Raw genomic sequence first — 12,762 nt, 5'->3', positions numbered from 1 at the left:
CTCCCCATCCCTCCCCCGCAAGCGGGAGAGGGGGCAGTGGTGCGCCGTCGGGCGGCGCGTGGTCCGCCATTGGGGGGAACGGGCACAGATGGCCTACAGCTTCGATTTTTCCGCCCTCGGCGACTATGTGCCGGTGATCGCCAAGGGCGTCGCCGTCACCGTGGAGCTGATCGCCGTGGGCGGCGTCCTGGGGGTGATGCTGGGCATCGCCTGCGCCTGGGCCAAGACGCAGGGGCCGCGCTGGCTCAGGCCGCCCGTCTCCGCTTATGTGGAGCTGATCCGCAACACGCCGTTCCTTATCCAGCTCTTCTTCATCTTCTTCGGCCTGCCGGCGGCGGGCTTCTCCCTGACCGAGATGCAGGCGGCGATCCTCGCCATGGTGATCAACCTCGGCGCCTATGCCTGCGAGATCATCCGCGCCGGCATCGAGGCGACGCCGAGGGGCCAGTTCGAGGCCGGGGCGTCGCTCGCCATGAGCCGGCTGCAGACCTTCCGCCACGTGGTGCTCATTCCGGCGCTGCAGAAGATCTGGCCGGCGCTCTCCTCGCAGGTCGTCATCGTCATGTTCGGCTCGGCGGTGTGCTCGCAGATCTCGGTGGAGGAGCTGACCTTCGCCGCCAATTTCATCCAGTCCCGCACCTTCCGGGCGTTCGAGGCCTACATCCTCGCCACCGTGCTCTATTTGCTGCTGGCGGTGCTGGTGCGGCAGGTCATGCGGGGCATCGGGGCCCTCGTCTTCCCCCGCCGGAGGATTGCCCGATGATGACGTTCTCCACCTGGGATATCGTCTCCAACCTGCTGCTTGCCGCCCGCTGGACGGTGCTGCTCTCCCTGCTCGCCTTCGTCGGCGGCGGCGCGGTGGGGCTGGTGGTGCTCTATGCGCGAATCGGCCGCAAGGCGTGGCTGCGGCGCGCGGCCGGGCTCTATATCGAGCTGTTCCAGGGCACGCCCCTGCTGATGCAGCTGTTCCTGATCTTCTTCGGCCTGCCGCTCATGGGCCTCGACGTGTCGCCCTGGGCGGCGGCGTTCGTCTCCCTCACCCTGTGGACCTCGGCCTTCCTCGCCGAGATCTGGCGCGGCTGCGTGGAGGCCATCCCCAAGGGCCAGTGGGAGGCCTCGTCCTCGCTGGCCATGAGCTTCGTGGAGCAGCTGCGCCACGTGATCCTGCCCCAGTCCCTGCGCATCGCGGTGCCGCCCACGGTGGGCTTCTCGGTGCAGGTGGTGAAGGGCACGGCGCTGACCTCCATCATCGGCTTCGTGGAGCTGTCCAAGGCCGCCACCATCATCACCAACGCCACGTTCGAGCCGTTCACGGTCTACGGCTTCGCGGCGCTGATCTATTTCGCCCTGTGCTGGCCCCTGTCGAAGTCGAGCCAGATCCTGGAGAGGAAGCTGAATGTCGCTCATCACCATCACTGAGGTGCGCAAGAGCTTCGGCCAGAACGAGGTGCTCAAGGGCATCAACCTCGATGTCGCGGCGGGCGAGGTCATCGCCATCATCGGCAAGTCGGGCTCGGGCAAATCGACGCTGCTGCGCTGCATCAACGGGCTGGAGACCATCGACGAGGGCTCCATCGTGGTGGCCGGGGCCCAGCTCGCGCCCGACGAGGTGCACCTCAAGGCGCTGCGGCTCAAGGTCGGGATGATCTTCCAGGGCTTCAACCTGTTCCCCCACCTCACCGCGGGCCGCAACGTGATGCTCTCGCCCATGGTGGTGAAGAAGGTGTCGCAGAAGGAGGCGGAGGCCGAGGCGCGGGTGCGGCTGGAGCAGGTGGGCCTCGGCCACAAGTTCGACGCCTATCCCGACCAGCTCTCCGGCGGCCAGCAGCAGCGGGTCGCCATCGCCCGGGCGCTGGCCATGAAGCCGCTGGCCCTACTATGTGATGAGATCACCTCCGCCCTCGACCCCGAGCTGGTCAACGAGGTGCTCGCCGTGGTGAAGGCCCTCGCGGAAGAGGGCATGACGCTGATCATGGTGACCCACGAAATGCGGTTCGCCCGCGAGGTGTGCGACCGCGTGGTGTTCATGCACCAGGGGCGCGTGCACGAGATCGGCCCGCCGGAAAATGTCTTTGCCGATCCGCAGACGCCCGAGCTGAAGCAGTTTCTCGGTGTGGCATAAGGCGCCGGGCGGCGGCGGAAGCGGTATCCCGGCATCGCGGTGCGGCAATGCGGCCTAGGTGCCATCCTTCGGTCATGTTGCCGCCTTGATCTCCCTGTGTTAGGCACACCGGGATTTCGAGGGGCGGGTTCAGCCCTCTCGCGGGGTCACATTAGAATATTCCCAACAGATCAAGGGCTTGGGCAATAGTTGCGCAAGGCGCGCGGCATGGGCTGCAAGTTCGAGAGAGGTGCGGGGTGGCGGATACGATCGTGTCAGGCATGGCGGGGCGCTACGCGACCGCGCTGTTCGAACTGGCGACTGAGGCCGGCGCCATCGATTCCGTGAAGGCGGATCTCGATCGCCTGTCGGCTCTTATTGCGGAGAGCGCGGATCTGGCGCGGCTGGTCAAAAGCCCGGTCTTTTCGGCCGAGGAGCAGCTCAAGGCCATTTCCGCGGTACTTGATCACGTGGGCATTTCCGGCCTCGCCGGGAATTTCGTGAAGCTGGTGGCGCAGAACCGCCGTCTGTTCGCGCTGCCCCGCATGATTGCCGATTTTGCCGCCCTCGTCGCCGCCCAGCGCGGAGAGACGACGGCTGAGGTGACGGTGGCCGCTCCGCTCGGCGACGCGCACCTCGCCGCGCTCAAGGAAGCGCTGGCGCAGCAGACCGGCAAGGACGTGAACCTCGACGTCACCGTCGATCCGTCCATCCTCGGTGGTCTCATCGTGAAGCTCGGCTCCCGCATGGTCGATGCCTCGCTCAAGACCAAACTCAATTCTATCCGGCATGCGATGAAAGAGGTCCGCTGATGGACATTCGAGCCGCTGAAATCTCCGCCGTCCTCAAGGAGCAGATCCAGAATTTCGGCCAGGAGGCCGAAGTTTCGGAGGTCGGCCAGGTCCTCTCCGTCGGTGACGGTATCGCCCGCGTCTACGGCCTCGACAATGTCCAGGCCGGCGAGATGGTCGAGTTCGAGAACGGCACGCGCGGCATGGCGCTGAACCTCGAAATCGACAATGTCGGCATCGTGATCTTCGGCTCGGACCGCGAGATCAAGGAAGGCCAGACCGTCAAGCGCACCCGCGCCATTGTGGACGCCCCGGTGGGCAAGGGCCTGCTCGGCCGCGTCGTGGACGCCCTCGGCAACCCGATCGACGGCAAGGGCCCGATCATGTTCACCGAGCGTCGCCGGGTGGACGTGAAGGCGCCGGGTATCATCCCGCGCAAGTCCGTGCATGAGCCCATGCAGACCGGCCTCAAGGCCATCGACGCGCTGATCCCCATCGGCCGCGGCCAGCGCGAGCTGATCATCGGCGACCGCCAGACCGGCAAGACTGCCGTGGCGCTCGACTCGATCCTCAACCAGAAGCCCATCAACCAGGGCACGGACGAGAAGGCCAAGCTCTACTGCGTGTATGTCGCGGTGGGCCAGAAGCGTTCCACCGTCGCCCAGTTCGTGAAGGTGCTGGAGGAGCAGGGCGCGCTGGAATATTCCATCGTCGTCGCCGCCACCGCCTCGGACGCTGCTCCCATGCAGTTCCTGGCGCCGTTCACCGGCACCGCCATGGGCGAGTATTTCCGTGACAACGGCATGCACGCCCTCATCATCCACGACGACCTGTCCAAGCAGGCCGTGGCCTATCGCCAGATGTCGCTGCTGCTGCGCCGCCCGCCGGGCCGCGAGGCCTATCCCGGCGACGTGTTCTACCTGCACTCCCGCCTGCTGGAGCGCGCGGCCAAGCTGAACGACTCCCTCGGCGCCGGCTCGCTCACCGCTTTGCCGGTGATCGAAACCCAGGCCAACGACGTGTCCGCCTACATCCCGACCAACGTGATCTCCATCACCGACGGTCAGATCTTCCTCGAGTCCGACCTGTTCTACCAGGGCATCCGCCCGGCGGTGAACGTCGGCCTGTCGGTGTCGCGCGTGGGCTCCTCGGCCCAGATCAAGGCGATGAAGCAGGTGGCGGGCAAGATCAAGGGCGAGCTGGCCCAGTACCGCGAGCTCGCGGCCTTCGCCCAGTTCGGCTCCGACCTCGACGCCTCCACCCAGAAGCTGCTGAACCGCGGCGCCCGCCTTACCGAGCTGCTCAAGCAGAGCCAGTTCTCGCCCCTCAAGGTCGAGGAGCAGGTGGCGGTGATCTATGCCGGCACCAACGGCTATCTCGACCCGCTGCCGGTCTCCAAGGTGCGCGAGTTCGAGGAGGGTCTCCTGCTGGCGCTCCGCTCCCAGCATCCGGACATCCTGGAGGCCATCCGCACGTCCAAGGAGCTTTCCAAGGACACCGCCGAGAAGCTGACGAAGGCCCTCGACGCCTTCGCCAAGAGCTTTGCCTGAGCGGCGCCTGTTCCTCGAACCTGACGGACGGGCACGATGGCGAGCCTGAAAGACCTAAGGAACCGCATCGCCTCGGTGAAGGCGACGCAGAAGATCACCAAGGCGATGCAGATGGTCGCCGCGGCGAAGCTGCGTCGCGCCCAGATGGCGGCGGAAGCGGCCCGTCCCTATGCCGAGCGCATGGATACGGTGCTGGGCAACCTTGCCGCGGGCATCGTCGGCGCCGGCCAGGCGCCGGTGCTGATCGCCGGCACGGGGCAGTCGCAGAAGCACCTGCTGCTGGTGGCCACCGGCGAGCGCGGCCTGTGCGGTGCCTTCAACACCTCCATCGTCCGCCTCGCCCGCGAGCGGGCCCAGCAGCTGATCGGCGAGGGGAAGGACGTGAAGTTCTTCTGCGTCGGCCGCAAGGGCTACGACCAGCTGCGCCGGATCTATCCCGACCGCATCATCGAGCTGGTGGACCTGCGCAGCGTGCGCACCCTCAGCTTCAAGGAGGCCTCGGACATCGCGTCGAAGATCCTCACCCTGCTCGACCAGGGCGCCTTCGACGTGTGCACGCTCTTCTATTCCAACTTCAAGAGCGTGATCTCCCAGATCCCCACCGCCCAGCAGATCATCCCCGCCGTATTCGAGGCGCGGGACGAGGCCGAGGGCGGTCCGGTCTATGAATATGAGCCGGCCGAGGAGGAAATCCTCGCCGACCTGCTGCCGCGCAACATCGCCGTGCAGATCTTCCGCGCGCTGCTTGAGAACCAGGCGTCCTTCTATGGCTCGCAGATGAGCGCCATGGACAACGCCACCCGCAATGCGGGCGACATGATCAAGAAGCAGACGCTCATCTACAACCGCACCCGCCAGGCCATGATCACGAAGGAACTCATCGAGATCATCTCCGGCGCCGAGGCCCTCTGAGGCCCGGGACCAAGGCCGGTCGGGACTTAAGACACGAGGACGACGAAAATGGCGAACAAGGTCGGACGCATCACCCAGGTCATCGGCGCCGTCGTGGACGTGCAGTTCGACGGCCATCTGCCGGAAATCCTCAACGCGCTGGAGACCACCAACCAGGGCAACCGGCTCGTGCTCGAGGTGGCGCAGCATCTCGGCGAGAACACCGTGCGCTGCATCGCCATGGACGCCACCGAGGGTCTCGTGCGCGGCCTCGAGGTGAGCGACACCGGCGCGCCGATCCAGGTGCCGGTGGGCGCCGGCACCCTCGGCCGCATCATGAACGTCATCGGCGAGCCGGTGGACGAGCTCGGCCCCATCGACGCGGAGGCCACCCGCGGCATCCACCAGCCGGCCCCCTCTTATGCGGAGCAGGCCACCGAGGCCGAGATCCTCGTCACCGGCATCAAGGTGGTGGATCTCCTCGCGCCCTACGCCAAGGGCGGCAAGGTGGGCCTGTTCGGCGGCGCCGGCGTGGGCAAGACCGTGCTCATCATGGAGCTGATCAACAACGTGGCGAAGGCGCACGGCGGCTATTCCGTGTTCGCCGGCGTGGGCGAGCGCACCCGCGAGGGCAACGACCTCTACCACGAGATGATCGAGTCCAACGTGAACAAGGACCCGCACGAGAACAACGGCTCCACCGCCGGTTCCAAGTGCGCCCTGGTGTACGGCCAGATGAACGAGCCTCCGGGCGCCCGTGCCCGCGTGGCGCTGACCGGCCTCACCGTCGCCGAGCACTTCCGCGACCAGGGCCAGGACGTGCTGTTCTTCGTGGACAACATCTTCCGCTTCACCCAGGCCGGCTCGGAAGTGTCGGCGCTGCTCGGCCGCATCCCCTCGGCGGTGGGCTACCAGCCGACGCTCGCCACCGACATGGGCGCGCTGCAGGAGCGCATCACCACCACCACCAAGGGCTCGATCACCTCGGTGCAGGCCATCTACGTTCCCGCCGACGACCTGACCGACCCGGCGCCCGCCGCTTCCTTCGCCCATCTGGACGCCACCACCGTGCTGTCCCGCTCCATCGCGGAAAAGGGCATCTACCCGGCGGTGGACCCGCTGGACTCCACCTCGCGCATGCTCTCTCCCGCCATCCTCGGCGAGGAGCACTACAACACCGCCCGCCAGGTGCAGCAGACCCTGCAGCGTTACAAGGCGCTCCAGGACATCATCGCCATCCTGGGCATGGACGAGCTCTCCGAAGAGGACAAGATCACGGTCGCCCGCGCCCGCAAGATCGAGCGCTTCCTCTCCCAGCCATTCCACGTGGCGGAAGTGTTCACCGGTTCCCCGGGCAAGCTCGTGGACCTGAAGGACACCATCGCCGGCTTCAAGGGCCTGGTGGAAGGCAAGTACGATTACCTGCCCGAGCAGGCCTTCTACATGGTGGGTTCCATGGAAGAAGCCATCGAGAAGGGCAAGAAGCTCGCGGCCGAGGCGGCCTGAACGATCATTGGACCAAAAGGCTCCGGCCCCGTTCGCGACGGGGCCGGGCGTGAGAGGGCGTTTCATCCGGCTGGATGGCGCCTGGAGGCGCACCCGATGTTGGGGCGCTTCCCATTCGGGACGACCCGGAGACGAGAATTATGGCGACCTTACCCTTTGAGCTGGTCTCGCCCGAGCGGCTCGTGTTTTCCGGCGCCGTGACCGAGGTGATCGTGCCCGGCGCGGAAGGTGAATTCGGCGTTCTGGCGGGGCATGCTCCCTTCATTGGGATGCTGAAGCCCGGCATCCTCACCATCAAGGGTGACGGCGCGCCGCAGGCTTTTTTCGTGCGCGGTGGCTTCGCCGAGGTGAATCCCTCGGGTCTCACCATCCTCGCCGAAGAGGCAAAGCCGGTGGAGGAGCTGGATCTCGGTGCGCTCCAGCAGCAGATCCAGGACGCGAAGGAAGACGTGACCGACGCGACCACCGACGAAAGCCGGCAGCGCGCGGCGCGCCAGTTGGCCGACCTCCAGCAGGTCTATGATGCGCTGGAGCGCGGGCGCAGCGGCGGCGGTCACTGACGCCGTTGCGTCTCCCGGCTGGTCAAGGAATCGCGGGTCGGGTGTGGGTTCAACGCGCCGGCGATCGAGCGGTTCGGCTCTCCTGTTTCAAAACGGCGGCCTTGGCCGCCGTTTTGCGTTCCAGCGGAGGTGCCAATATTAGTCTAATCTGTATATAAACTATAATTTAGAATGGTGCGTTTCTTACCCGTTGAGACTCGATCCAACCGGGAGAGAAGCCATGCTGAACGGGTCGCCCCAGGCGCGTCTTCCCGTTGCCGTCTCGCCGCTGCTGTTCCAGCGCCTCACCGCCAAGGAGCGGGGGAGGTGCTGGGCGACGGCCAGAAGCGCGTGATTTATCGCGGCAAGATGCTGTTCTCGCAGGGCACACCCCATCCTGCCTTCATGCTCAAGGCCGACGCCGAGGTGGCGGCCAAGGGTGGCGGCAAGGTGATGAGCTTCGGCGACACGCTGGAGGTCGCCACCGCAGGGCGGGGCCGTTCTTCTTCACCGCCACGCGCGATCCGGCGTTCCGCTTCAAGAGCGGCCAGTTCACCATGATCGGCTTGCCGGCGGACGACAGGCCGCTGCTGCGGGCCTATTCGCTCGCTTGCGCGGCCCATGAGGATCAGCTGGAATTCTTCTCCATCAAGGGCCGGATGGCCCGCTCACCTCGCGTCTGCAGATGCTGAAACCGGGGGATCCCATCCTGGTGGGGCGCCGGCCCACGGGCACGCTGCTCGTCGACAATCTGAAGCCCGGCAGGCGGCTCCATCTGCTCGCCACCGGCACCGGGCTGGCGCCGTTCGTGTCCATCGCCAAGGACCCCGGAGGCCTATGAGCGGTTCGAGCACGTCATCCACGTGCACGGCTGCCGCGGGGCGGCGGAACTGGCCTATGGAGAGGATGTGGTAGCGGCGCTGAAGGCCCACGACTTCCTCGGCGCATATGCCGCCGCGCAGTTGCTGCATGATCCCACGGTGACGCGCAAGCCGTTCCGCAACCGCGGCCGCGTCACCGACCTCATGGAGGCGGCGAGCTCTTCGTCGATCTTGGCCTGCCCGATCTTGACCCGGCTTTGGACCGGGTGATGCTCTGCGGCTCGCCGCAGATGATCGCCGACACCCGCGACCTCCTGGAGCGCCATGGCTTCGCCGAGGGCGCGGGGCGCCGGCCGGAGACCTTCGTGGTGGAGAAGGCCTTCGCGGAGCGGTGAGGACCCGGCGCTTCGGGAGCGTCGGGCTTCTTGCCTGAACGTGGGTGGCCCGGCCGTCATCCCCCGGCTTGTCCGGGGGGATCCTCCGTGCCGTTGGCAGGTTGCCCGGCGACTTCGGAGCAATGAGAAAATAACGATAAAAATAGATCAATTGTAGAAATATAACTCATTTGATTGATTTACTCTGCGGCGCGATCCTCGCCGCGTCCGAGGAGCCCGCCATGACCGACAAGCCATTGTCCGAGCCTGCCATTGCCGATGCCGCACCACCGCTTCCCGCCGCGCCGCGATTTCCGGCCAGCGCGTCCGGCGGCATCCTGCCGGGGCTGGCGCTGACGGTGCTCATCGCGGCTGCGGCCTACGGGCTCAGGCAGATCCCCGGCATGGGGCTAGTGAGCCCGCTGGTGCTCGCCATCGTCATCGGCATGGGCCTTCACAACATTTTCGGCACGCCGGCCATGGCGAAGCCGGGGGTCAAGTTCGCGCTGCGGCGCATCCTGCGCTTCGCCATCGTGCTCTTGGGCCTGCAACTCACCTTCGCGCAGGTGCGCTCGGTGGGCTTCGTGGGCTTTTCCATCGTGGCCGGCACGCTGTTCGCCACCTTCTTCGCCACCCGCTGGCTCGGCCGGCTGATGGGCGTGGACAGGCAATTGTCGGAGCTGATCGCGGCCGGCACCGCCATCTGCGGTGCCTCGGCGGTGATCGCCACCAACACGGTCACCCGTGGCTCCGACGAGGACGTGGCCTACGCGGTGGCCTGCGTCACCGTGTTCGGCTCGCTCTCCATGCTGCTGATGCCGGCGCTGCTGCCCCATACGGGCTTGGACGCCCATGCCTTCGGCCTGTGGACCGGCGCCTCCATCCACGAGGTGGCGCAGGTGGTGGCCGCCGCGTTCCAGGGCGGCCAGCAGGCCGGCGAGTTCGGCACGGTGGCGAAGCTCTCGCGGGTGATGCTGCTGGCGCCCCTCGTCATCGGCCTCGGCGCCGCCGCCATCTGGCGGGCGCGGGGCGACAAGGCGGCCGGCCATGCCAGCCCGCCCATGCCGTGGTTCGTGTTCGGCTTCATCGGCATGGTGGCGCTTAATTCCACCGGCGTGGTGCCCAGCGAGGTGAAGGGCGACATCGCCCTTGCCACCACCTTCCTGCTCGCCGTGGCACTCGGGGCCATGGGGCTGGAGACCGACATCGCCAAGCTGCGCCTGAAGGGCATCAGGCCGCTTCTGCTCGGCGCCGCCGCGTGGCTTTTCATCTCGGTGCTGAGCTTTATCCTGATCGCCGCCCTCATGTGAGGGCAGCCGCGCGGCGCGCGAGCCCGGAGCGTCCATGACGCTGGAGCAGTTGAAGGTCTTCGTCGCCGTGGCCCGCGCCCTGCACATGACGCGCGCAGCCGCGGGCCTCCACATGACCCAGTCGGCGGTGAGCGCATCGGTGGCGGCGCTGGAGGCGTCCTGCGGCGTCGCCCTGTTCCATCGGGTGGGCCGGCGCATCGAGCTGACCGAGGCCGGCCACGCCTTCGTTCCGGAAGCCGAGGCGGTGCTCGCCCGCGCCGCCGCCGCCGAGACCGTGCTCGCCGACCTGTCGGGCCTGAGGCGCGGGCGGCTCGCCCTTGAGGCCAGCCAGACCATCGCCAACTATTGGCTGGGGCCGCTGCTGAACCGCTTTCACCAGCTTTATCCCGACATCGCCCTGTCGGTGGTCATCGGCAACACCACGCAGGTGACGGCGGCGGTGCGGGAGGGCGCGGCCGACCTCGGCTTCGTGGAGGGCGAGGTGGAGGAGCCGCTGCTCGCCCGCACCGCGGTGCCCGGAGACCGGTTGGTGCTGGTGGTGGCGGCCGGCCACCCTTTCGCGGAGCGTCGCACGCTTGCGCCGGCCGACCTGTTCGAGATGCCGTTCGTGCTGCGCGAGCCCGGCTCCGGCACCCGGCAGGTGTTCGAGGATGCGCTTCGGGCCTCAGGGCTCGACCCTTCGGAGCTCAAGGTCGTGCTGGAACTGCCGTCCAACGAGGCGGTGGTGAGCGCCGTGGCGGCGGGGGCGGGCGCCACCGTCATCTCCGATCTCGTGGCGGCGGCGGGCCTTGCCACGGGCACCCTGCGCCAGCTGCCCCTCACCTTCCCGCCGCGGCGCTTCTATGCCCTGCGCCATGCCGACCGCTATCATTCGCGGGCGGCGCAGGCGCTGATGGCGTTGATCCGTGAACCGGACGGCAGCGCCGCGGCCGCCGCCCCCCCGGCGCCGGTCAGCCGCCCGCGGCCTCGAGCTCGGCGCTGACGGCGAGCCATTCCTCCTCCGCCACCGCGAGTTTTTCCGCCGCGGCGGCGCGGTCCTTGGCGAAGCGGGCGGCATCCAGCGGCTTGCTGGCGTGGAGATCCGGCGCGGCGAGCTTCGCGTCGATGCCGGCGATTTCCTTCTCCAGCCTCTCCACGGCGGATTCCAGCTCGCGGATGCGCTTCTTCAGGGGGCCGGTGGCGATGCGGCGCTTGCCTTCCCCGGGTGCGTCCTTCTTCAGCTCGGCCCTGTCCTTGCGGCCGGCATCGGTCATGCGGTCGCCGTCGGACCTTGACAGCACCTCGCTGCGATACTGGTCGAGGTCGCCGTCATAGGGCTTCACCGTGCCCCCCGAGACGCGCCACAGCCGCTCGGCGCAGGCTTCCAAAAGGTGCCGGTCGTGGGAGACGAGGATGACCGCGCCCGGATAGTCGTTCAGCGCCTCGATGAGGGCGGCGCGGGCCTCGATGTCGAGGTGGTTGGTGGGCTCGTCGAGGATGAGCAGGTGCGGCCCGTTGAAGGTGGCGAGCCCCAGCAGGAGCCGCGCCTTCTCGCCGCCGGAGAGCGACGACACCTTGGTGTCGGCGGCGCCGCCGGAAAAGCCCATCTCCGCCGCCCGTGCCCGCACCCGCGCTTCCGGGGCGTCGGGCATGAGTTTCCTCACATGCTGGGCCGGGCTGTCGCCGGGGATGAGTTCGTCGATCTGGTGCTGGGCGAGGTAGGCCACTTCCAGCTTGTCGGCGCGCACCACGCTGCCGCTTTCGGCCTCCAGCCGGCCGGCGAGGAGCTTGGCGAAGGTGGACTTGCCGTTGCCGTTGGGACCGAGCAGGGCGATGCGGTCGTCCTCGTCGATCCTCAGGTCGAGATTGCGCAGGATCGGCTTGCCCGGGACATAGCCCACCGACACGTGGTTCATCACCAGGATCGGCGGGGACAACAGCTTTTCCGGGTGGCGGATGGAGATGGCGGCGCCCTCCTCGCTCACCTGGGCGGCCAGCGGCTCCATGCGGGCCAGGGCCTTGAGGCGCGACTGGGCCTGCTTGGCCTTGGTGGCCTTGGCGCGGAAGCGGGCCACGAAGGATTCCATGTGGGCGCGCTGCATCTCCTGCTTCTTGCGCGCCTTCTGGTCCAAAAGCAGCCGCTCGCGGCGCTGGCGGTCGAAGCCGGAGAAGCCGCCCTTGTAGAGGGTCAGCTTCTTTCCGGTGAGGTGGAGGATGTGGTCCACGCTCTCGTCGAGCAGGTCGCGGTCATGGGAGATGAGGATCACCGTGCGCGGATAATGCGCCAGGTAGTCCTGCAGCCACAGGGTGCCTTCGAGGTCGAGATAATTGGTGGGCTCGTCGAGCAGCAGCAGGTCCGGCTCGGTGAAGAGCAGGGCCGCGAGGGCCACGCGCATGCGCCAGCCGCCGGAAAATTCGGAGCAGGGCCGCTGCTGCGCGCTCTCGTCGAAGCCGAGGCCGGCGAGGATGGTGGCCGCCCGCGCCGGCGCCGAATGGGCGTCGATGTCGAGGAGCCGCATCTCGATCTCGCCCATGCGCATGGGGTCGGCCCCGTGCTCGCGCTCCTTCAGCAGCTGGGCGCGCTCGGTGTCGGCGGCGAGCACGCGCTCCAGAAGGCTGTCGGGACCTGCGGGAGCCTCCTGCGCCACGCGGCCGATGCGGGTGCGGTTGGGCAGGCGCACCGCGCCGCTCTCCAGCTCAAGCTCGCCGACGATGGCCTTGAACAGGGTGGTCTTGCCCGAGCCGTTGCGCCCCACCACGCCGACGCGCGCATTCTCCGGGATGGCGACGGAGGCATGGTCGATGAGCAGGCGCCCGGCGAGGCGCAGGGAAATGTCGTCGAGAACGATCATGGTCGCGCCTTTTCGCAGGCGCGGGCAGCGGGGGCAAGGGCTGTCGCT

At 67.6% G+C, this 12,762-nt stretch carries 12 protein-coding genes and 1 pseudogene; 12 read left to right on the top strand and 1 reads right to left on the bottom strand.

The window, feature by feature from the left end; translation table 11 throughout:
- Positions 1-88 precede the first annotated feature (88 nt).
- The 12 genes and pseudogenes from K9U40_RS19395 (at position 89) to K9U40_RS19340 (ending at position 10,865) form a co-directional block, all read left to right on the top strand.
- Entirely contained in the window at positions 89-763 is a 675-nt protein-coding gene (locus K9U40_RS19395; RefSeq protein ID WP_282891782.1) for an amino acid ABC transporter permease, read from the top strand.
- Positions 760-1,419 carry an amino acid ABC transporter permease gene (locus K9U40_RS19390; RefSeq protein WP_282891781.1) on the top strand — a complete coding sequence of 220 codons (660 nt, stop codon included), beginning with the start codon at positions 760-762 and terminating at the stop codon, positions 1,417-1,419. Before K9U40_RS19395 ends, K9U40_RS19390 begins: the two co-directional genes overlap by 4 nt.
- Positions 1,397-2,122: an amino acid ABC transporter ATP-binding protein gene (locus K9U40_RS19385; RefSeq protein WP_282891780.1), complete on the top strand. Its 726-nt coding sequence runs from the start codon at positions 1,397-1,399 to the stop codon at positions 2,120-2,122. The genes K9U40_RS19390 and K9U40_RS19385 overlap by 23 nt, the downstream gene beginning before the upstream one ends.
- A gap of 236 nt (positions 2,123-2,358) precedes the next feature.
- Positions 2,359-2,913: a F0F1 ATP synthase subunit delta gene (locus K9U40_RS19380; RefSeq protein ID WP_282891779.1), complete on the top strand. Its 555-nt coding sequence runs from the start codon at positions 2,359-2,361 to the stop codon at positions 2,911-2,913.
- The gene (gene atpA / locus K9U40_RS19375) at positions 2,913-4,442 is read left to right on the top strand and encodes a F0F1 ATP synthase subunit alpha (protein WP_282891778.1); all 1,530 of its coding nucleotides are present in this window, start codon (positions 2,913-2,915) and stop codon (positions 4,440-4,442) included. The genes K9U40_RS19380 and atpA overlap by 1 nt, the downstream gene beginning before the upstream one ends.
- A gap of 36 nt (positions 4,443-4,478) precedes the next feature.
- On the top strand, positions 4,479-5,354 hold the full coding sequence (locus K9U40_RS19370; protein WP_282891777.1) for a F0F1 ATP synthase subunit gamma: 876 nt from the start codon (positions 4,479-4,481) through the stop codon (positions 5,352-5,354).
- 48 nt (positions 5,355-5,402) lie between these two features.
- Positions 5,403-6,839, top strand: a complete 1,437-nt coding sequence (gene atpD / locus K9U40_RS19365; RefSeq protein ID WP_282891776.1) for a F0F1 ATP synthase subunit beta — start codon at positions 5,403-5,405, stop codon at positions 6,837-6,839.
- A gap of 140 nt (positions 6,840-6,979) precedes the next feature.
- A complete protein-coding gene (locus tag K9U40_RS19360; RefSeq protein WP_282891775.1) occupies positions 6,980-7,399 on the top strand; it encodes a F0F1 ATP synthase subunit epsilon in 420 nt (139 codons plus the stop codon).
- Positions 7,400-7,705: 306 nt separating this feature from the next.
- On the top strand, positions 7,706-7,939 hold the full coding sequence (locus tag K9U40_RS19355) for a hypothetical protein (RefSeq protein ID WP_282891783.1): 234 nt from the start codon (positions 7,706-7,708) through the stop codon (positions 7,937-7,939).
- Positions 7,879-8,594, top strand: a pseudogene (locus K9U40_RS19350) (ferredoxin--NADP reductase); the annotation flags it as partial. The gene K9U40_RS19355 and the pseudogene K9U40_RS19350, both read left to right, overlap by 61 nt.
- Before the next feature lie 221 nt (positions 8,595-8,815).
- The gene (locus K9U40_RS19345) at positions 8,816-9,883 is read left to right on the top strand and encodes a YeiH family protein (RefSeq protein WP_282891774.1); all 1,068 of its coding nucleotides are present in this window, start codon (positions 8,816-8,818) and stop codon (positions 9,881-9,883) included.
- A 34-nt stretch (positions 9,884-9,917) separates the two neighbouring features.
- Positions 9,918-10,865 carry a LysR family transcriptional regulator gene (locus tag K9U40_RS19340; RefSeq protein ID WP_282891773.1) on the top strand — a complete coding sequence of 316 codons (948 nt, stop codon included), beginning with the start codon at positions 9,918-9,920 and terminating at the stop codon, positions 10,863-10,865.
- Here the strand turns inward: K9U40_RS19340 and K9U40_RS19335 are convergent.
- Positions 10,834-12,714, bottom strand: coding sequence for an ABC-F family ATP-binding cassette domain-containing protein (locus K9U40_RS19335; RefSeq protein ID WP_282891772.1), 1,881 nt, complete (start codon positions 12,712-12,714; stop codon positions 10,834-10,836). The two genes, K9U40_RS19340 and K9U40_RS19335, sit on opposite strands and share 32 nt — an antisense overlap.
- Positions 12,715-12,762: the final 48 nt, after the last annotated feature.

This window comes from Xanthobacter autotrophicus, from assembly GCF_030015065.1.
Lineage (GTDB): Bacteria > Pseudomonadota > Alphaproteobacteria > Rhizobiales > Xanthobacteraceae > Xanthobacter > Xanthobacter autotrophicus_D.
The sequence above is the reverse complement of the archived record's forward strand: the minus strand, read 5'-3'. Positions and strand labels throughout refer to the sequence as shown.

Bases quoted from the DNA above. Each gene is read 5' to 3' on its own strand.
- atpA (WP_282891778.1), top strand. From the start codon at position 2,913: ATGGACATTCGAGCCGCTGAAATCTCCGCCGTCCTCAAGGAGCAGATC.
- K9U40_RS19395 (WP_282891782.1), top strand. From the start codon at position 89: ATGGCCTACAGCTTCGATTTTTCCGCCCTCGGCGACTATGTGCCGGTG.
- K9U40_RS19340 (WP_282891773.1), top strand. From the start codon at position 9,918: ATGACGCTGGAGCAGTTGAAGGTCTTCGTCGCCGTGGCCCGCGCCCTG.
- atpD (WP_282891776.1), top strand. From the start codon at position 5,403: ATGGCGAACAAGGTCGGACGCATCACCCAGGTCATCGGCGCCGTCGTG.
- K9U40_RS19370 (WP_282891777.1), top strand. From the start codon at position 4,479: ATGGCGAGCCTGAAAGACCTAAGGAACCGCATCGCCTCGGTGAAGGCG.
- K9U40_RS19360 (WP_282891775.1), top strand. From the start codon at position 6,980: ATGGCGACCTTACCCTTTGAGCTGGTCTCGCCCGAGCGGCTCGTGTTT.
- K9U40_RS19385 (WP_282891780.1), top strand. From the start codon at position 1,397: ATGTCGCTCATCACCATCACTGAGGTGCGCAAGAGCTTCGGCCAGAAC.
- K9U40_RS19345 (WP_282891774.1), top strand. From the start codon at position 8,816: ATGACCGACAAGCCATTGTCCGAGCCTGCCATTGCCGATGCCGCACCA.
- K9U40_RS19390 (WP_282891781.1), top strand. From the start codon at position 760: ATGATGACGTTCTCCACCTGGGATATCGTCTCCAACCTGCTGCTTGCC.
- K9U40_RS19335 (WP_282891772.1), bottom strand. From the start codon at position 12,714: ATGATCGTTCTCGACGACATTTCCCTGCGCCTCGCCGGGCGCCTGCTC.